Origin of the sequence: Pantoea sp. B_9 (assembly GCF_008632015.1) — a bacterium.
Classification (GTDB): domain Bacteria; phylum Pseudomonadota; class Gammaproteobacteria; order Enterobacterales; family Enterobacteriaceae; genus Pantoea; species Pantoea dispersa.
In genome coordinates this window covers 122,232-140,652 of the sequence record NZ_VWVL01000009.1, presented here as the reverse complement: position 1 = coordinate 140,652, position 18,421 = coordinate 122,232, and the positions used below count along the sequence as shown (strand labels likewise).

The window sequence follows — 18,421 nt, the reverse complement described above, 5'->3', positions numbered from 1 at the left end:
ATCATGATCCGGAAAAGGGTTATCAATGCCTTAGTAATGATAAGGATTTGATCAATCTGGCAAAAGGTGCGCACACACGGCTACACCTTGTGCGTACTGGCGCGCAGCTTAAGCTGCACTGGCAGCTCATTGATGGCAGGCGGTTCGTCGCCGTTGAGCGCCGCCAGCAGGCGTTTACCGGCCATGCGCCCCATCTCCTCGTACGGCAGCACAATGCTGGTCAGCGGCGGCGAACATACCGCCGCCAGCGGGCCACCGCCGATGCTGGCAATCGCCAGCTGGCTGGGCACCGAGACGCCCGCTGCGTGACAGGCCATGATGGCACCGCACGCCACTTCATCGCTGGTACAGATCAGGACGTCCAGTTCCGGCCAGGTGAGACGGATCTCTGCCAGCAGGCTGTGGCCGGCGGCAAAGGTGGGCATTTTCGGTGAGGTCACTACGCGGTGCGGTGCCAGATTCAGCGCCAGCATCCCGCTGTGCCAGCCATTGAGCAGCTGACGGAAAATAGTGCTGTGCGTTTGTGTGCACAGCAGGCCGGGATGGCGATAGCCGCGCTCCACCAGGCTGTTTACCAGCTGGCGAATGGCTTTCGCATAGTCCACGCCGATGCTGATGCCGGCAGAATCCTGATGCACGCCGCCGATGTCCATCACCGGCAGGCCGGAGTTACTCAGCAGGCGCTGCGCTTCGGCGGCATTGTCGAAATTGAAGTGCACCATCGCGGCCGGGTTGTAAGAGAGCAGCATCTCAATCAGCTCGCTCTCCTCCGCCGCCGAGTGATTGGCTTCGGCCAGCATCATGTTATAGCCCTGCGGCCGCAGCACCTCCTGCAGCGCCTCTGACACAATCGCGCTGCCCGGCGTCGCAAATGAGGGTACCACCATGGTGATCAGTCGCGACGAGGCTGACGCCAGGTTACGCGCCTGCACGTTGGGCACATAGGCCAGTTCCGCGACGGCCGCGTCGATCCTTGCGCGAATTTCGGGCGACACTTTCTCCGGCATACGCAAAGCGCGCGACGCCGTCATGGCGCTGACACCGACCAAACGGGCAACATCGGCCAGCGTGCTTTTGCCGGTACTGCGCCGTCGTTTTTCTGTCATGCGTTCTCCTGTCTCTACCCTGCTGGTTCCGGGTAGCGCTCGATTTATCCGCACGCAGCTTAAAACCAAAAGCAAATTGGTGCCATGTTAAAAACCACAGAATCGGGCATGTCTCATTGGCTGCGTGATTTTCGCTGGCCTGAGCATGTCACCCCGGCCTCAGCGTGACAAACCGCGCGCGCAAAAATGTTATCGCTAACACACTTTTTAACATCATTCGTGTTAGCGCTAACTTTTGCGAGCAACATCACAGAACCCAGGCGATAAAATCACCTACAGTGCACCGCATCGACGAATAAACAGGAATTACTGATGCTCACTCAATGGCTGACACCGCAACATATCCGGATAGTAGACGACGTTAGCGACTGGCAGGAAGCGGTGCGTTTATCGGCCGAGCCGCTGCTGGCGGAGGGGGCAATTACCCCGGCTTATCTGGATGCGATCTTTACGTCGCACGCTGAGCTGGGTCCCTATTATGTGCTGGCGCCGGGTCTGGCGATGCCGCATGCGCGTCCGGAACAGGGTGCACGCAAAAACGGCCTGTCGCTGCTGCACGTAAAACAAGGCGTGAATTTTGCCGCCGATGAAAACGACCCGGTGTTTGTCGTTATTATGCTGTGCGCCCTGTCTGGCGACGATCATATTCAGATGATCACTGCGCTGGCTGAGGTGTTCAGCGACGAATCCCGCCTGCAGCAGTTGCTGTCGGCATCGACCCTGCCAGCAATTGAAGCTGTCATTAAAGATTAATCACCAGAGAAACCTGAAAATGAAAAAAGTACTGATTGTGTGTGGAAACGGTTTAGGCAGCAGCTTCATTGTGGAAATGAACGTGAAGAAAATTATTAAGGAGCTGGGTAAAGAGGCTGAAGTGGGTCATACCGATTTAACCTCTGCCAAATCCGAGCAGGCCGATATTATCATCAGCGCTAAAGATATCGCTGACCAGCTGTCGAGCCACAGCGCACAGGTATTTGGCCTGAGCAATTTACTGGATAATGCCAGAATTAAAGAAATTCTCGCCGACAACCTGTAATTGACCCGACGAAATTTACTCACACGGAGTAATTTATGCTGCAGTTTATAATTAAGGATGTTCTTGGAACACCCGCTATACTTGTCGGCCTTTTTTCCCTGATTGGTTTATTACTGCAAAAGAAACCGGTATCCGATGTGATTTCCGGTACGCTAAAAACCATCATGGGTTTTGTTATTCTTATCGCCGGGGCCAACTTAATTGCGGCCACCCTGACCATCTTCAGCCAGCTATTCGAGCACTCGTTCAATATTCAGGGCGTGGTGCCGAATACCGATGCGATGGCCGCGCTGGCACAGAAAAACTACGGTACCGAAACCGCGATGATCATGGTGTTCGGTATGCTGGTGAATATTGTGCTGGCGCGCATTACGCCGCTGAAATACATCTTCCTGACCGGGCACCATACGCTGTATATGTCGGCCATGCTGGCGGTGATCCTGTCGGTGGGCGGCGTGCACGGCTTCTGGCTGGTGCTGATCGGCTCGCTGATTCTCGGCACCATGATGGTGGTATGCCCGGCGATTCTGCAGCCGTTCACCCGCAAAATCACCAACTCGGACGACCTGGCGCTGGGCCACTTTGGCTCCACCGGCTACCTGCTGTCGGCGCTGGTCGGCAAAGCGGTGGGCAAAGGCAGCCCATCAATTGAAGAGCTGAAAGTACCGAAAACCCTCAACTTCCTGCGCGACTCGTCCGTGGCAATTTCGCTGACCATGATGATTCTGTTTGTCGCGCTGGTGCTGGTCGCCGGTAAAGAGTTTACCGAAAGCCAGGTGAGCGGCGGTCAGAACTTCATCGTCTTTGCCATTATCCAGTCAATCACCTTTGCTGCGGGTGTTTACATCATTCTTGCCGGTGTACGCATGGTGATTGCCGAGATCGTCCCGGCGTTCAAAGGCATCGCCGATAAACTGGTGCCGAACGCAAAACCAGCGCTGGATTGCCCGACGGTCTTCCCGTTCGCGCCGAACGCCGTAATCATCGGCTTCCTGTGCAGCTTCGCCGCCGGGCTGATCAGCATGTTCCTGTGCCCGCTGTTCGGTCTGAGCGTGATTGTGCCGGGCCTGGTGCCGCACTTCTTCTGCGGCGCGACCGCTGGCGTCTACGGCAACATCACCGGCGGACGGCGCGGTGCCATCATCGGTTCCTTTGTTCAGGGGCTGCTGATCTCCTTCCTGCCCGCCATTCTGCTGCCGCTGATGGGTGACCTTGGCTTCGCGTCCACCACCTTTGGTGATGCGGACTTCGGTATCGTCGGCATTGTGCTCGGCCATATTATTTCGTTCTTCCATTGATGTCACAGACAGCGCCTGCGGGCGCTGTTTGCGTAATGAGGAAATCAGCATGAACGCCCGCTTTTCACCGTCCCTGATGTGCATGGATTTGACCCGCTTCCGCGAGCAGATCGAAGCGATGAACGCCAGCGCCTCGTTCTATCATGTCGATATTATGGATGGCAGCTATGTTAAGAATATTACGCTGTCGCCGTTCTTTATTGAGAACCTGCGTAAAATTACCGATGTGCCGATTGATGTGCATTTAATGGTGAACCACCCGGAAGATATTATTCCGATGTGTATTGATGCCGGCGCGGATATTATCAGTTTCCATCCGGAGACGGCGAATAACAAAATTTTTCGCCTGCTGACGCAAATTAAAGAGGCCGGCCGTCGCTGCGGCGTGGTGCTGAATCCGGCGACGCCGGCCGACAGCATTCGTGAGTATGCGCATCTGCTGGATAAAGTGACGGTGATGTCCGTCGATCCCGGTTTCGCCGGGCAGAAATTTATTCCGGAAACGCTGAACAAAATTCGCCAGCTGATCGCCATGCGGGAAACGCACGGTTATCACTATCTGACCGAAATCGATGGGTCGTGCAATGCGCGCACCTTTAAGCAGATTGCCGCCTCGGGCGTCGACGTGTTTATTGTCGGCACCTCCGGCCTGTTCAATCTCGACGATGATGTGGCGCAGGCGTGGCAGAAGATGGAGCAGATTTTTGCGCAGGAAACGGCCGCAGCGTGATGTCCTTTCACGCCCTGCCAGATGCGCATCAACGCGCATCTGGCACATTATGCTGAAGGGTCGCCATTCATGGCGACCTGATATCTGAGTAATTAACGCCCCAGCTCGGTCAGCGACTTATCCAGTGCTCCCACCAGCCAGTCGATATCACCGCTCTGGAACGCCAGCGGCGGACGCAGTTTCAGCACGTTGCCGTACGGCCCGGCCACCGACGTCAGCACATGGTGATCGCGCAGCTTCTCGATCAAATCCAGCGCCAGCGCTTTGTCCGGCGTCTTACTGCTGCGATCCTGCACCAGCTCAAACCCAATAAACAGCCCAGCACCGCGCACATCACCAATGCAGTCATGGCTGTCCATCAGCTTCTGCAGCTCCGCCAGCAGCTGTGCGCCGACCACGCGGCTATGCTCCTGCAGCCCCTCTTCCTGAATCACCGTCAGCACCGCCTGCGCAGCGGCCATCGCCACCGGATTGCCGCCGAAAGTATTGAAATAAGGGATCTCATCGCTGAACGCGGCCAGCACGTCGCTTTTCGCCAGCAGGCCGGAAACCGGAATACCGTTGCCCATCGGCTTACCGGTGGTGACCACATCCGGCACCACGCCGTGACGGGCAAAGCCCCAGAAGGCATCGCCAGTACGGGCAAAGCCGGGCTGCACTTCATCAGCGATAAAAATGCCGCCGTTAGCATGCACCACATCTACCGCTTGCTGCAGGAATCCGCGCGGATTAGGCAGCACGCCGTCGGAGGAGAAGATCGAGTCGGCGAGGAAACCGGCGAATTTAATGCCGTGCGCTTTCATGTCATCAATCTGCTGCTGAATCTGATCGGCGAACCATGCCCCGAGGTCGGGCGCATCGACTCGATAAGTATCCGGCGGTGGCACCAGACGGGTGGTCGCGGCCAGCGGCTGACCGCTACCCAGCGCCGGTGACGCGCCAGAGGTCAAATCACTGGTACCGTGGTACGCCTCCTGCGAGACAATAATGCCGGTGCCGCCGCTCCAGGCGCGCGCCACGCGAATCGCCAAATCGTTGGCTTCTGAGCCGGTACACATATACATGGCGCGGTCGATGGCTTCCGGCGTGGTCGCCAGCAACGCTTCGCTGTAGTCAAGAATGCGCTCGTGCAGATAACGCGTGTGCGTGTTCAGCATCTTCATCTGCTGATTCACTGCCTCAATGACCGCCGGATGGCAGTGGCCGATACTCGCCACATTGTTATACACATCCAGATATTTGTTACCCGCCGCATCCCACAAATACTGCCCTTCGCCGCGCACCAGATGCACCGGCTTGCGATAAAACAGACGATACGATTCGCCCAGCACTTTGCTGCGCTTGTCCGTCAGAGTGCGGGTGGCCGGATCCAGCGCGTCGGCGTGTTCGGCGCGAAAACTGTTGGTATCCATGATGGTGGAACGTGTAACCATGGTAACTCCCGTTGCGAAGGTGAAAGGGGTGTTTGCAGCCTGATCTCTGCGAACATCATGCCTGCTTTAGTGAAAAATGCAACCAAATACACAAATACAACCAAATACACATGACGCCACGATGACACTCAGGTAAGCTTAGGCCCAGCTTCGCTCTGCCACAGGGAAACGTCATGCTGCAGGAAACCCGTTTACATCGCATCCGCGCGCTGCTGAGCACGCAACATCAGCTCAGCACTGAACGCATCATCAAAGAGCTGGGCATTTCACGGGAAACGGCACGGCGCGATATCATTTCGCTTGAGGCGCAGGGGCTGGCGCGCCGCGTACATGGCGGTCTGGTGGCGCTGGAGAGCCCGCCGGAGCCACCGCTGCAGGTGCGCCGTAACGCACAGGCCAGAGAGAAACGCGCGATTGCCGCCGCGGCGGTACAACATCTGCAGCCCGGCCAGACGCTGTTCCTCGATGCCGGCACCACCACCACGCTGCTGGCTGAAGAGCTGCGCACCATGTCCGGCCTGACCATCATCACTAACAGTCTGCAGGCGGCACTGGCGCTTAGCGCGGCCGAAGAGCATGAAACCCTGAATAACCAGGTGCTGCTGCTGGGCGGCATGATGATGGCCGGCGCGCAGCAGACGCGGGGAGAAATGACGGTGGGGGAAATTTATCGATATCGCGCCGACGTGGCGCTGCTGTCACCGGTCGGCATCGATGCCCGAAACGGCGCCAGCAGCTTCCATCCGCATGAAGCCGCCATCGCGCACGCCATGGTACAGCAGGCCAGCCGCACCCTGCTGCTGGCGGATCACAGTAAACTCGGCGTGATCAGCCGTACCCAGTACGCCCCTGTCGGCGATATCGATCTGTTGATTTGCGACGGCGGCGCGGCAAAGCCCGGTGCGCTCAGCGCTCTGCAGCAGGCGTTAGCGGTGCAGGTGGTGTAAGGAACTGCCCGATGCACGGTCACCGTACTGACGGCACGGTGACCTCATCGATTATGGCTGAACCAGCGTGTGGATTTTTTGGCTTATTTTCTCAACCAGCCGTCCGTCATTTTTAAAAACAAACTCATCGGAAAATATCTGATGGCCGTTACTGTAGCCAGGCGACCACAGCTGATTATTTTTCAGTGAGTCCTGATAGATGCCAACCAGGGCTTTGTTATAAGCCGCCGAGATATGCACCACGGCGGTATCGGGAGTAATCACGCAGTCACTTTTCTTAACCGCAGCGAAAGCATGATACAGCGAGGGAACGCGGTATAACTTCGCGGGGTGCAGCGACGCCTGTTCCAGCGCGCCTTTGTGATCGAGCACCACGATATTGGTGGCCGCATTGTGCCTGACAATCGCCCCGATTAGCTCATTCAGCTGCTGCTCAGAGAGGTCACGATCGGCATGACTGGCATAAATATTGATTAAAATATTGTGCTCATCAGCGGAAAACATGCCGGACTGGTGAATTTCGGCATCAATGCGCTCAGGGTAAAATATTTCATAATTCAGCCCATCAACCGTCTCAACCTGAAGATAGTCAAGAACCGCACGATAGATATTTTTAACGTGGTTATTAAGGTGATCGAACTGAATGTTGATATCGTAAGGTTTAAGCCAGCCAGGCTTGTTGAAACCCAGCGTCATTTTAGGATTGATATCGGCAATCATTTTGGGCATATACAGCGCGGTTTGCCAGATAGCCGTATCGATCAATAAATCGTAAGCATTGTCTCTCAGGAGGGTCACGACCTCACTCCCGATGGCGGTGTCATATTTATCGCGCTGATGACAATCGCTGAAACTGTCCGAGAGATAGATGTTGTGAATATAAGGGTTATGTCGGAAAAGGCTCTCATTCTCCTTTACCGCCAGAATATCTACACGATACCCGGCTTCAAACAGCGCTCTGAGAAAACACGTAGAAACAATGGCATCGCCGATTTTACCTTCATTGCGAACCAGCAGAATGGATTTGATATCCTGTTTATTCTGTTTGTGGCATGAAGACTTTTTCCATTTCCTTGCTGCAAAATAAAGATCAAGAGAATATTTAATCTCTTTCTTTAAATAATTACGCCTGCGATTCAGCTGCCGCAGCTTTTTAATTAAAGCCATAATGGATATATTATTATTGATTGAGACGTTAATGATAGCGCATCAACTTCTTCATTCCTATCAAAAAGAATGTCACATTAAAAACTATTGCATGCATATTATTTAGCAGGCTAACCAGAAAAGCGCAGCGTAATAAAAGATTGCCTGACACCTCCCGGTACGCCGCATGCCGCGAACGATGAAATTCCCGGCATGTATCGCACATCAACCGTTAATCAGACGCTGCGGATGGCTGTACACCGTGGCGCGTCCCGGTTTAGAAAAACCGACCAGCGTCAGGTTACAGCGCTCGGCCACTTCAACGGCCAGCTGGGTGGCGGCCGAGACGGCAAACAGAATCTCTACGCCGCACATGGCAGATTTTTGCACCATCTCATAGCTGGCGCGGCTGGAAACCAGCACCGCACCCTGCTGCCAGTGCTGCTGGCTGCGCTGACCCAGCAGCTTATCCAGCGCCACGTGGCGACCCACGTCTTCGCAGCCGCCCTGCAGTTCGCCCCGCGGCGACATCCACGCGGCGGCGTGCGTACAGCCGGTCAGATTGCCGATGGGCTGGAAATCGCGCAGCTGTGCCAGCCCGTTATCAAGGCAGGCCAGATCGAAGGTCTGCGTAAACGGCAGCGGCTGCACCGGCTTGCCGATTTGATCCAGCTGCTCCACCCCGCATACGCCGCAACCGGTGCGGCCCGCCATGGCGCGACGCTGCGCCTTCAGCGCCATAAAACGCCGGCTGGAGAGTTCGATCTGCACTTCGAACCCATTGCAGCCCGGCACCACATCCATGCCATAGATCTCGCCGGGTTGCTCAATAATGCCTTCGGAAAGCGAAAAACCGAGCGCAAAAGCCTGCAGATTATCCGGCGTCGCCATCATCACCACGTGTGAAATACCGTTGTAGACCAGCGCCACCGGCACTTCCTGCGCCAGCCAGTCGCTTTCCGCTTCAGTAATCGCGTGGCGCTGCCATACGGTGGTCTGGCTCAGTCCTGCGATCTCATTCACATTCTGGTTACTTTTTTGCTGTTTCGCTTTCACTTCTCTCGTCTCGCATAACAACCACATTAAAGTAGTGGTAATATCAGGTCGCTTTTGACGCAATCCTGCGTGGAGCCATTCTGAACCCCGGCTCCATCCAGCGCAAAAAAATTATTACAGCAATGTCGACTCAAGGATTACCCATGAACGTCAGCCGAAGAAAATTCTTCAAGATCTGCGCTGGCGGTATGGCAGGAACCACGGCAGCACTGCTCGGCTTTACGCCGGAAGCCGCGCTGGCGGAAACACGGCAGTATAAGTTGCTGCGTGCCCGCGAAACCCGTAATACCTGCACTTACTGCTCAGTCGGCTGTGGCCTGTTAATATACAGCCTCGGCGATGGCGCGAAAAACGCCAAAGAGACCATTTTCCACATCGAAGGGGATCCGGACCATCCGGTGAGCCGCGGCGCGCTCTGTCCTAAAGGCGCGGGCCTGCTTGATTTTGTCCACAGCGACAGCCGTCTGAAATATCCGGAATACCGTGCGCCAGGCTCCGACAAATGGCAGCGCATCAGCTGGGATGACGCCTTTACGCGCATCGCGCAGTTGATGAAAGCCGATCGCGACGCCAACTTTATCGCGCAGAACGCCGCCGGCGTGACGGTAAACCGCTGGCTCTCTACCGGCATGCTGTGCGCTTCGGCCTCCAGCAACGAAACCGGCTACTTAACGCAAAAATTTACCCGATCGCTCGGTATGCTGGCGGTCGACAACCAGGCACGCGTCTGACACGGACCAACGGTAGCAAGTCTTGCTCCAACATTTGGTCGCGGTGCGATGACCAACCACTGGGTCGACATCCGTAATGCCAATCTGGTTGTGGTGATGGGCGGAAACGCTGCTGAGGCGCATCCGGTCGGTTTCCGCTGGGCGATGGAAGCCAAAATTCACAACAAAGCCAAACTGATTGTTATCGATCCGCGCTTCACGCGCACGGCATCGGTGGCAGACTTTTACACGCCTATCCGCCCCGGCACCGACATTGCCTTCCTGTCGGGTGTGCTGCTGTGGCTGCTGCAGAATGACAAAATCCAGCATGAATATGTGCAGGCGTACACCAATGCCAGCCTGATCGTGCGGGAGGATTACCATTTCGACGATGGCCTGTTCAGCGGCTACGACGAAGCCAATCGCAAATATGACAAAACCAGCTGGAACTACGAGCTGGGCGACGACGGCTTTGCCAAACGCGATGACAGCCTGAGCCATCCGCGCTGCGTCTGGAATCTGCTGAAGCAGCACGTCAGCCGTTATACGCCGGAAATGGTCGAGCGCATCTGCGGCACGCCAAAAGCGGATTTCCTGCACGTCTGTGAGCTGATTGGCGAAACCAGCGCGCGCGACCGCACCACCTCGTTCCTGTATGCGCTGGGCTGGACACAGCACTCGGTCGGGGCGCAGAACATTCGCACCATGGCGATGATTCAGCTGCTGCTGGGCAATATGGGGATGGCCGGCGGCGGCGTCAATGCGCTGCGCGGACACTCCAATATTCAGGGTCTGACCGATCTTGGCCTGCTGTCGCAAAGCCTGCCGGGCTATATGACGCTGCCGTCAGAAAAACAGACCGATCTCACCAGCTATCTGGCGGCGAACACGCCGAAGCCGACGCTGCCGGGCCAGGTGAATTACTGGGGCAACTACCCGAAATTCTTCGTCAGCATGATGAAAGCCTTCTTTGGCGATAAAGCGCAGGCGGAGAACAGCTGGGGCTTTGACTGGCTGCCGAAGTGGGACAAAGGCTACGACGTGCTGCAGTACTTCGAGATGATGTCGCAGGGCAAGGTCAACGGCTATCTGTGCCAGGGCTTTAACCCGGTGGCGTCGTTCCCGAACAAGCGCAAAGTGATTGATTCGCTGTCGAAGCTGAAGTTCCTCGTCACCATCGACCCGCTCAACACCGAAACCTCGACCTTCTGGCAAAACCACGGCGAGTTTAACGATGTCGATCCGGCGCAGATTCAGACCGAAGTGTTCCGTCTGCCGTCAACCTGCTTTGCCGAGGAGAACGGCTCAATCGTCAACTCCGGCCGCTGGCTGCAGTGGCACTGGAAAGGTCAGGATGCGCCGGGCGAAGCGCTCAACGACGGTGAAATTCTTTCCGGTATCTATCTGCGTCTGCGTGAGATGTATGCGCGCGAAGGCGGTGCACAGCCAGAGCCGGTGCTGAACATGACCTGGAACTACCTGACGCCCGACAATCCGGCCTCGGAAGAGGTGGCGATGGAGAGCAACGGCAAAGCGCTGGCGGACATCTACGATGACAAAGGCACGCTACTGGTGAAAAAAGGCCAGCAGCTCAGCACCTTTGCCCATCTGAAAGATGACGGCAGCACCAGCAGCGGTTGCTGGATTTTCGCCGGTAGCTGGACGCCGGACGGTAACCAGATGGCGCGCCGCGATAACACCGATCCGAGCGGGCTGGGCAATACGCTGAACTGGAGCTGGGCGTGGCCGCTGAACCGCCGCATCCTGTATAACCGCGCCTCCGCCGACCCGCAGGGCAACCCGTGGGATCCGAAACGCCAGATCCTCAAATGGGATGGCAGCAAGTGGGGCGGTATGGATATTCCGGACTACAGCACGGCCGCGCCGGGCAGTAACGTCGGGCCGTTTATTATGCAGCCGGAAGGCATGGGCCGCCTGTTCGCCATCGACAAAATGGCAGAAGGACCGTTCCCGGAGCACTACGAGCCGTTTGAAACGCCGCTCGGCACCAACCCGCTGCATCCTGACGTGGTCTCCAACCCGGCCGCGCGCGTGTTCAAAGACGATCTGGCGGCGATGGGCAAAGCGGAGCAGTTCCCGTATGTCGGCACCACGTATCGTCTGACCGAGCATTTCCACTACTGGACCAAACACGCGTTGCTTAACGCCATCGCACAGCCGGAACAGTTTGTGGAGATTGGTGAGAAGCTGGCGAACAAGCTCGGCATCGCCCAGGGCGATACGGTGAAGGTGAGTTCCAACCGCGGCTATATCAAAGCCAAAGCGGTGGTCACCAAGCGTCTGCGGCCGCTCAACGTCGATGGCAAAACTGTCGATACCATTGGCATCCCGATTCACTGGGGCTATCAGGGCGTGGCGAAAAAAGGCTTTATCGCCAATACCCTGACGCCGTTTGTCGGTGACGCCAACACGCAAACGCCGGAGTTTAAGGCGTTCCTGGTTAACGTCGAGAAGGTGTAACGGAGAACGAAGATGGCTTATCAATCGCAAGACATTATCCGCCGCTCCGCCACCAATGGTTTCACGCCTGCCCCGCAGGCGCGTGACCATCAGCAGGAAGTGGCGAAACTGATCGACGTCACCACCTGCATCGGCTGTAAGGCGTGTCAGGTCGCGTGTTCAGAGTGGAACGACATCCGCGACGAGGTCGGTCATAACGTCGGGGTGTATGACAACCCGGCGGATTTGACCTCCAAATCCTGGACAGTGATGCGTTTCTCGGAAGTCGAGGAGAACGGCAAGCTGGAGTGGCTGATCCGCAAGGATGGCTGCATGCACTGCGCCGATCCCGGCTGCCTGAAAGCCTGTCCGTCGGAAGGCGCGATTATTCAGTACGCGAACGGGATTGTCGATTTTCAGTCGGAACAGTGCATTGGCTGCGGCTACTGCATCGCCGGCTGTCCGTTTGACGTGCCGCGGCTGAATAAAGACGACAACCGCGTGTATAAATGCACGCTGTGCGTCGATCGCGTTAACGTCGGTCAGGAACCGGCGTGCGTGAAAACCTGTCCGACCGGGGCGATTCACTTCGGCAGCAAAAGCGATATGCAGCAGCTGGCTGCCGATCGCGTCGCCGAGCTGAACACGCGCGGCTATGCCAACGCCGGGCTGTACGATCCGGCTGGCGTCGGCGGCACGCACGTCATGTACGTGCTGCACCACGCCGACAAACCGCAGCTGTATCACGGCCTGCCGGCCAACCCGAGCATCAGCCCGGCGGTCACCTTCTGGAAAGGCGTCTGGAAACCGCTGGCTGCTATCGGCTTTGCCGCCACCTTCGCCGCCGCGGTGTTCCACTACGTTGGTGTCGGTCCGAACCGGGTGGAAGAGGACGACGACGAAAACCTGCATGAAAAAGAGGAGCGCGAATGATGAAAAAGCGCGATCGTCTGGTGCGCTACAGCGCGCCGGAACGCATCAATCACTGGATTGTCGCGTTCTGTTTTGTGTTTGCCGCGCTCAGCGGACTGGGTTTCTTTTTCCCGTCGTTTAACTGGCTGATGCATGTGCTCGGCACGCCACAGCTGGCGCGTATTCTGCACCCGTTCGTCGGCGTGGTGATGTTTGCAGCCTTTATTATCATGTTCTTACGCTACTGGAAGCACAATCTTATCCAGCGCGACGATCTGGTATGGGCGAAAAATATCCGCAAAATCGTGCGTAATGAAGAGGTGGGCGATACCGGGAAATACAACTTCGGGCAGAAGTGTGTGTTCTGGGCTGCTATCATCAGCTTAGTCTTGCTGCTGGCGAGCGGAATTGTCATCTGGCGCCCCTGGTTCGCCGGGTACTTCACCATTCCGCTGATTCGCGCCGCGCTGGTGGTGCATTCGGTCTCGGCTGTGGCACTGATCATGACGATTATGGTGCATATTTATGCCGCCCTGTGGGTGAAAGGCACCATTACCGCCATGGTTGAGGGCTGGGTACCGGCCGCGTGGGCGAAGAAACATCACCCACGCTGGTATCGCGAGCAGCGCCAACGCCAAACACAACAGGAAAAACGTCCCTGATGAGTATTCGCATCATCCCGCAGGAGCAGCTGGAGAAGAGCGAAAAGAACACGGCGGAGCAAGTTCCGCCGTTACTTTTCCCCCGGCTGAAAAATCTCTACAGCCGCCGTGCGGCGCGGTTGCGTGATCTGGCGGCGAAAAATCCGCTGGGCGACTACCTGCGTTTTGCCGCGGTGATCGCGCAGGCCCAGGAAATCGTGCTGTATGACCATCCGCTGCAGATCGATCTGCATCAGCGGCTGGCAGAGAGCGCGCAGCAGGGCAAACCGCCGCTGGATATCCACACTTACCCGCGCGATGTGCACTGGCAGCGGCTGCTGCATTCGCTGATCGCCGAGCTGAAGCCAGAGATGAGCGGCCAGGCGCTGGCAGTGCTGGAGAATCTGGAGAAGGCCTCGTCAACCGAGCTGGAAACCCTTGCCAGCGCGCTGCTGGAAGGCGAATTCGCCCAGGTCAGCAGTGATAAAGCCCCGTTCATCTGGGCGGCGCTGTCAATTTACTGGGCGCAGATGGCGGCGATGATCCCCGGCAAAGCGCGGGCCGAATATGGCGAACACCGTCAGTTCTGCCCGGTGTGCGCCAGCGTGCCGGTCGCCAGCGTGGTGCACATGGACGTTGGCCAGCAGGGTCTGCGCTATCTGCACTGTAATCTGTGCGAAAGCGAGTGGTACGTGGTGCGCAGCAAGTGCTCGAACTGCGAGCAAACGCGCGATCTGCATTACTGGTCGCTGGACAGCGAGCAGGCCGCCGTGAAAGCCGAAAGCTGCGGCGACTGCGGTACCTATCTGAAGATGCTATACCAGGAGAAAGATCCGGCGCTGGAACCGGTGGCCGACGATCTCGCCTCGCTGGTGCTGGATGCCCGCATGGAGCAGGAAGGATTCGCGCGCAGCAGCCTGAATCCGTTTATGTTTCCCGGGGATTGATGCCACGTGCGCATGATTGGACGCCGGACATGGTAGGGTCGCCATTCATGGCGACCAGGTTTATTCACCTGCGTCATCCCTGTTGCCTGAATTGATCATTCACACGGAGGCTTCGATGAAACTGATTGGCAGCTATACCAGCCCGTTTGTGCGCAAAATCTCAGTGATCCTGCTGGAAAAGGGCCTGGTGTTTGAATTCGTCAACCACTCTCCGTGGGAGCCTGACAGCCACGTCCCGCAGTACAATCCGCTGGGTAAAGTGCCGGCCTTCATTGATGACCAGCAGCTGACCTGGTTTGACTCCTCAATTATTGCTCAGGTGATTGAGCTGCGTGGCGATGCGCCTGCCCTGCTGCCCGACGACGCACTGCGCGCCCTGCAGATCCGCCAGCTGGAGAAGCTGGCCGACGGCATCAATGATGCGGCGGTGATGATCGTGCGCGAACAGATGCGTCCCGGCGATCGGCAATCGGAAGAGGTGCTGCTGCGTAATCGCGAGAAAATCGCGCGCGGCCTCGACGCGCTGGAAACCGCCGCCGCACAGGGCGAGTTGCTCAACAGCGGCACGCTCAACCTCGCCGATATCGCTACCGGCTGCACCCTGGGCTATCTCAATTTTCGCCGCGTGCTGCCCAACTGGTGCGTCAATCGCCCGGCGCTGGTTAAACTGGCAGAAACGCTGTTCGAGCGGGAAAGCTTTGCCCGTACGGTTCCGCCCACCCACTAAGTGATGTGATGAAAGCCCTCTACAGTCAGCTCCCTGCCATCGACAGCCTGCTGCGCGATCCGGCGCTGCAGCCGCTGCTGGCACAATCCGGTACCGCCTTTATCACGCGCCAGCTGCGCGGCATGCAGCAGGAGGCGCGCGACCACATTCAGCAACATCAATCGTTACCGCACTGGCACGCCAGCTGGCCGGATGAAGCGCTGCGCCGCGCACAGCAGCAGCAGCAAAGCGCGCTGCGCCCGGTGTTTAACCTGACCGGCACCGTGCTGCACACCAATCTCGGGCGCGCGCAGCTCAGCGATCGCGCCATCGCAGCGGTCAGCGCCTGTCTGCGCCAGCCGGTAACGCTGGAGTATGCGCTGGACGACGCGGCGCGCGGTCATCGCGATCGCGCAGTCAGCGCACTGCTGTGCGAGCTAACCGGCGCCGAAGCTGCCTGTATCGTCAATAACAACGCCGCTGCGGTACTGCTGATGCTGGCCAGCCTGGCAGCGGGTCGCGACGTGATTATGTCGCGCGGCGAACTGGTGGAGATCGGCGGCGCATTCCGTATCCCTGACGTGATGCGCCAGGCGGGCTGCCGATTGGTGGAGGTTGGCACCACCAATCGCACCCATCTGAAGGATTATCGCGGCGCCATCGCCGGGGATAGCGGCCTGCTGATGAAGGTACACACCAGTAATTACCAGATTCAGGGCTTTACCCATGCCGTGTCTGAAGCCGAGCTGGTGCAGTTAGGCGACGCGCACGGCCTGCCGGTGATCAGCGATCTCGGCAGCGGTTCGCTGGTGGATATGACGGCGTACGGGTTGCCGCCTGAACCGATGCCGCAGCAGCTGATTGCGGCCGGCGTGAGCCTGGTGAGTTTCTCCGGTGACAAACTGCTGGGTGGCCCGCAGGCCGGGATTATCGTCGGCAAAAAAGCGCTGATTGACCAGCTGCAACAGCATCCGCTGAAGCGCGCACTGCGCGTCGATAAAATGACGCTGGCGGCGCTGGAAGCGACGCTGCAGCTCTACCGTCAGCCGGAAACCCTGCACGAGGCGCTGCCGACACTGCGCCTGCTGACGCGCAGCGCGCACGATATTCTGCAACAGGCTGAACGTCTGATGCCGGCGCTGGAGCACGCCTTCAGCGCCGATTTTTCGCTGGCGATCGCTGCCTGTTCCTCGCAAATTGGCAGCGGTTCGCTGCCGGTCGAACGTCTGCCCAGCTTTGCTATCACCTTCACGCCACGCGACGGTCACGGCAGCCAGCTCAACGCCCTGGCGCAGCGCTGGCGCCAGCTGGCACGCCCGGTGATCGGCCGCCTGCAGGAGGGCAAACTGTGGCTGGATTTACGCTGCCTTGATGACGAAGCCGCCCTGATACGGACCTTAGTACCATGATTATTGCCACGGCCGGACATGTCGATCACGGTAAAACCGCGCTGTTGCAGGCCCTGACCGGTGTTGATGCCGATCGCCTGCCGGAAGAGAAACGGCGCGGCATGACCATCGATCTCGGATATGCCTACTGGCCGCAGCCCGATGGCCGCACGCTGGGCTTCATTGATGTGCCTGGCCATGAAAAATTTCTCGCCAACATGCTGGCCGGCATCGGCGGCATTCATCATGCGCTGCTGGTGGTGGCCTGTGACGATGGCGTGATGCCGCAGACGCGTGAGCATTTACAGTTGCTGAGCCTCGCCGGACAGCCGCCGCTGAGCGTGGCGCTGACCAAAGCCGACCGCGTTGACGCCGCACGCATCGCAGAGGTGCAGCAGCAGGTCGCGCAGCTCACGCAGCAGCTCGGCTGGCCAGCGGCAGCGCAGTTTGTTACCAGCAGCCATACGCTGCAGGGCATTGAAACGCTGCGCCAGCACCTCAGCAGCCTGAACGCACCGGCGTTTGAGCCTGGCCGCCGTTTCCGGCTCGCCATCGACCGCGCTTTCACGCTGAAAGGCACCGGGCTGGTGGTCACCGGCACCGCGCTGAGCGGTGAAGTCAGGGTGGGCGACACGCTGTGGCTCAGCAGCCTGAACCTGCCGCTGCGAGTGCGGGCGCTGCATGCGCAGAACCAGCCAGTGACGCGCGCCCAGGCGGGCGAGCGCATCGCGCTGAATATCGTCGGTGACGTAGAGAAAGCACAGATTACGCGCGGCGACTGGCTGCTGGCGCAGCCGCGTCCCGCCGGCACGCAGCGGCTGATCGTCGCACTGCGCCTGCTGCAGCCGCTGAAAACGGCCTCACAGCCGGTGCATCTGCATCACGCGGCCAGCCACGTCACCGGCCGCTTAACGCAGCTCACGGACGATGTGGCTGAACTGGTGCTCAGCCAGCCGTTGTGGCTGGTGGAAAACGATCGGATCATTATCCGCGACAGCAATGCGCAGCACACGCTGGGCGGCGGACGCGTACTGCTGTGCGACAGCAAAAAGCGCGGTAAACGCCAGCCGGACTATCTGCAGTGGCTACAGCAGCTGGCCGCGGCGCGCGATGACAGCGCCAGCCTGCAGGCGCATCTGGCGTATCAACCGGCCGCGTATGACGAGCTCGGCTGGGCGCGCCAGCTCACTGCGCCGGCGCTGGACGCGCTGCTGCTGCCGCTGAATCCGGTACGGCTGGGTACCAGCCTGATGAGCGACACCATGGCCAGCGCCTGGCAGCAGCGTTTACGGGAAGCGCTGAGCGCCTTCCACCAGCAGCACCCTGAGCTGCCGGGCACCGGCCACGATCGCCTGCGCCGTGTGGCGCTGCCGCATGCGCCGGCACCGCTGGTGCCGGGATTAATCGATCAGATGCTGGCACAAGGCGAGCTGCGGCAGAAACAGGGCTGGCTGCACCTGCCCGACTTCGCGCCGCGCTTTAATCCGCAGGAAGCCACGCTGTGGCAGCAGGTCGAGCCGCTGTTCAGCGACCAGCCGCTGTGGGTGCGCGATATTGCCGATGCGCTGCAGCAGGATGAAGAGCAGATTCGCGGTTTATTACTCACCGCGGCGCGTCTCGGCCATATCACGGCGATCGTGCGCGATCGCTACTACCGCAGCGCGCAGATCCAGATCTTCGCCGATCTGATTCGTCATCGTGCGGCCGCCGGAGGCAGCACCAGCGCCGCTGACTTCCGCAACCAGCTGGGTACCGGCCGCAAAGTCGCGGTGCAGATTCTGGAATTCTTTGACCGCAGCGGCTTTACCCGCCGTCGCGGTAACGATCACCTGCTTCGCGACGCGCGCCTGTTCACCCCTTCTGCCGCCTGAAACAAAAAAAGGGACGATTGCTCGTCCCTTC

General features: G+C 58.5%; 16 protein-coding genes. 12 read left to right on the top strand and 4 right to left on the bottom strand.

What is annotated here, in order from left to right; genetic code table 11:
• Positions 1-80: 80 nt before the first annotated feature.
• Positions 81-1,106: a LacI family DNA-binding transcriptional regulator gene (locus F3I21_RS21525; RefSeq protein ID WP_021506846.1), complete on the bottom strand. Its 1,026-nt coding sequence runs from the start codon at positions 1,104-1,106 to the stop codon at positions 81-83.
• 312 nt (positions 1,107-1,418) lie between these two features.
• Between F3I21_RS21525 and F3I21_RS21520 the strand changes: the two genes are divergently transcribed.
• The 4 genes from F3I21_RS21520 to alsE are packed head-to-tail and all read left to right on the top strand — an operon-like array spanning position 1,419 to position 4,173.
• On the top strand, positions 1,419-1,859 hold the full coding sequence (locus tag F3I21_RS21520; RefSeq protein ID WP_058758147.1) for a PTS sugar transporter subunit IIA: 441 nt from the start codon (positions 1,419-1,421) through the stop codon (positions 1,857-1,859).
• Between the two features lie 19 nt (positions 1,860-1,878).
• Positions 1,879-2,145 carry a PTS sugar transporter subunit IIB gene (locus F3I21_RS21515; protein WP_021313417.1) on the top strand — a complete coding sequence of 89 codons (267 nt, stop codon included), beginning with the start codon at positions 1,879-1,881 and terminating at the stop codon, positions 2,143-2,145.
• A gap of 35 nt (positions 2,146-2,180) precedes the next feature.
• Positions 2,181-3,443, top strand: coding sequence for a PTS ascorbate transporter subunit IIC (locus F3I21_RS21510; RefSeq protein ID WP_058758148.1), 1,263 nt, complete (start codon positions 2,181-2,183; stop codon positions 3,441-3,443).
• Positions 3,444-3,492: 49 nt separating this feature from the next.
• Positions 3,493-4,173 carry a D-allulose 6-phosphate 3-epimerase gene (gene alsE / locus F3I21_RS21505; RefSeq protein WP_021506849.1) on the top strand — a complete coding sequence of 227 codons (681 nt, stop codon included), beginning with the start codon at positions 3,493-3,495 and terminating at the stop codon, positions 4,171-4,173.
• Positions 4,174-4,265: 92 nt separating this feature from the next.
• Here alsE and F3I21_RS21500 read toward each other — a convergent pair whose 3' ends face one another.
• The gene (locus F3I21_RS21500; protein WP_150059708.1) at positions 4,266-5,606 is read right to left on the bottom strand and encodes an aspartate aminotransferase family protein; all 1,341 of its coding nucleotides are present in this window, start codon (positions 5,604-5,606) and stop codon (positions 4,266-4,268) included.
• Positions 5,607-5,779: 173 nt separating this feature from the next.
• On the opposite strand from F3I21_RS21500, the gene F3I21_RS21495 reads away from it, so the two are divergent.
• The gene (locus tag F3I21_RS21495) at positions 5,780-6,553 is read left to right on the top strand and encodes a DeoR/GlpR family DNA-binding transcription regulator (RefSeq protein WP_088516188.1); all 774 of its coding nucleotides are present in this window, start codon (positions 5,780-5,782) and stop codon (positions 6,551-6,553) included.
• A gap of 51 nt (positions 6,554-6,604) precedes the next feature.
• Here F3I21_RS21495 and F3I21_RS21490 read toward each other — a convergent pair whose 3' ends face one another.
• Together F3I21_RS21490 and fdhD are read right to left on the bottom strand one after the other, a co-directional pair.
• The gene (locus F3I21_RS21490) at positions 6,605-7,720 is read right to left on the bottom strand and encodes a glycosyltransferase family 9 protein (protein WP_058770770.1); all 1,116 of its coding nucleotides are present in this window, start codon (positions 7,718-7,720) and stop codon (positions 6,605-6,607) included.
• 204 nt (positions 7,721-7,924) lie between these two features.
• The gene (gene fdhD / locus F3I21_RS21485; RefSeq protein ID WP_058770769.1) at positions 7,925-8,755 is read right to left on the bottom strand and encodes a formate dehydrogenase accessory sulfurtransferase FdhD; all 831 of its coding nucleotides are present in this window, start codon (positions 8,753-8,755) and stop codon (positions 7,925-7,927) included.
• Positions 8,756-8,898: 143 nt separating this feature from the next.
• On the opposite strand from fdhD, the gene fdnG reads away from it, so the two are divergent.
• The 7 genes from fdnG (at position 8,899) to selB (ending at position 18,390) form a co-directional block, all read left to right on the top strand.
• The gene (gene fdnG / locus F3I21_RS21480) at positions 8,899-11,946 is read left to right on the top strand and encodes a formate dehydrogenase-N subunit alpha (protein ID WP_150059707.1); all 3,048 of its coding nucleotides are present in this window, start codon (positions 8,899-8,901) and stop codon (positions 11,944-11,946) included.
• A gap of 12 nt (positions 11,947-11,958) precedes the next feature.
• Positions 11,959-12,858: a formate dehydrogenase subunit beta gene (gene fdxH, locus F3I21_RS21475; protein WP_150059706.1), complete on the top strand. Its 900-nt coding sequence runs from the start codon at positions 11,959-11,961 to the stop codon at positions 12,856-12,858.
• Positions 12,858-13,499: a formate dehydrogenase cytochrome b556 subunit gene (gene fdoI / locus F3I21_RS21470; protein ID WP_031279592.1), complete on the top strand. Its 642-nt coding sequence runs from the start codon at positions 12,858-12,860 to the stop codon at positions 13,497-13,499. The genes fdxH and fdoI overlap by 1 nt, the downstream gene beginning before the upstream one ends.
• Positions 13,499-14,425: a formate dehydrogenase accessory protein FdhE gene (gene fdhE / locus F3I21_RS21465; RefSeq protein ID WP_058770768.1), complete on the top strand. Its 927-nt coding sequence runs from the start codon at positions 13,499-13,501 to the stop codon at positions 14,423-14,425. The genes fdoI and fdhE overlap by 1 nt, the downstream gene beginning before the upstream one ends.
• 115 nt (positions 14,426-14,540) lie before the next feature.
• Entirely contained in the window at positions 14,541-15,152 is a 612-nt protein-coding gene (locus tag F3I21_RS21460) for a glutathione S-transferase (protein WP_021506859.1), read from the top strand.
• 8 nt (positions 15,153-15,160) lie between these two features.
• A complete protein-coding gene (gene selA / locus F3I21_RS21455) occupies positions 15,161-16,540 on the top strand; it encodes an L-seryl-tRNA(Sec) selenium transferase (protein ID WP_104189538.1) in 1,380 nt (459 codons plus the stop codon).
• Positions 16,537-18,390, top strand: coding sequence for a selenocysteine-specific translation elongation factor (selB, locus tag F3I21_RS21450; RefSeq protein WP_150059705.1), 1,854 nt, complete (start codon positions 16,537-16,539; stop codon positions 18,388-18,390). The genes selA and selB overlap by 4 nt, the downstream gene beginning before the upstream one ends.
• Positions 18,391-18,421: the final 31 nt, after the last annotated feature.

Excerpts from the sequence above, each read along its gene's own strand:
- fdhE (WP_058770768.1), top strand. The coding sequence starts at position 13,499 with ATGAGTATTCGCATCATCCCGCAGGAGCAGCTGGAGAAGAGCGAAAAG.
- F3I21_RS21515 (WP_021313417.1), top strand. The coding sequence starts at position 1,879 with ATGAAAAAAGTACTGATTGTGTGTGGAAACGGTTTAGGCAGCAGCTTC.
- F3I21_RS21490 (WP_058770770.1), bottom strand. The coding sequence starts at position 7,720 with ATGGCTTTAATTAAAAAGCTGCGGCAGCTGAATCGCAGGCGTAATTAT.
- fdxH (WP_150059706.1), top strand. The coding sequence starts at position 11,959 with ATGGCTTATCAATCGCAAGACATTATCCGCCGCTCCGCCACCAATGGT.
- fdoI (WP_031279592.1), top strand. The coding sequence starts at position 12,858 with ATGAAAAAGCGCGATCGTCTGGTGCGCTACAGCGCGCCGGAACGCATC.
- F3I21_RS21510 (WP_058758148.1), top strand. The coding sequence starts at position 2,181 with ATGCTGCAGTTTATAATTAAGGATGTTCTTGGAACACCCGCTATACTT.
- F3I21_RS21495 (WP_088516188.1), top strand. The coding sequence starts at position 5,780 with ATGCTGCAGGAAACCCGTTTACATCGCATCCGCGCGCTGCTGAGCACG.
- selB (WP_150059705.1), top strand. The coding sequence starts at position 16,537 with ATGATTATTGCCACGGCCGGACATGTCGATCACGGTAAAACCGCGCTG.
- F3I21_RS21500 (WP_150059708.1), bottom strand. The coding sequence starts at position 5,606 with ATGGTTACACGTTCCACCATCATGGATACCAACAGTTTTCGCGCCGAA.
- F3I21_RS21520 (WP_058758147.1), top strand. The coding sequence starts at position 1,419 with ATGCTCACTCAATGGCTGACACCGCAACATATCCGGATAGTAGACGAC.
- F3I21_RS21460 (WP_021506859.1), top strand. The coding sequence starts at position 14,541 with ATGAAACTGATTGGCAGCTATACCAGCCCGTTTGTGCGCAAAATCTCA.
- alsE (WP_021506849.1), top strand. The coding sequence starts at position 3,493 with ATGAACGCCCGCTTTTCACCGTCCCTGATGTGCATGGATTTGACCCGC.
- F3I21_RS21525 (WP_021506846.1), bottom strand. The coding sequence starts at position 1,106 with ATGACAGAAAAACGACGGCGCAGTACCGGCAAAAGCACGCTGGCCGAT.
- selA (WP_104189538.1), top strand. The coding sequence starts at position 15,161 with ATGAAAGCCCTCTACAGTCAGCTCCCTGCCATCGACAGCCTGCTGCGC.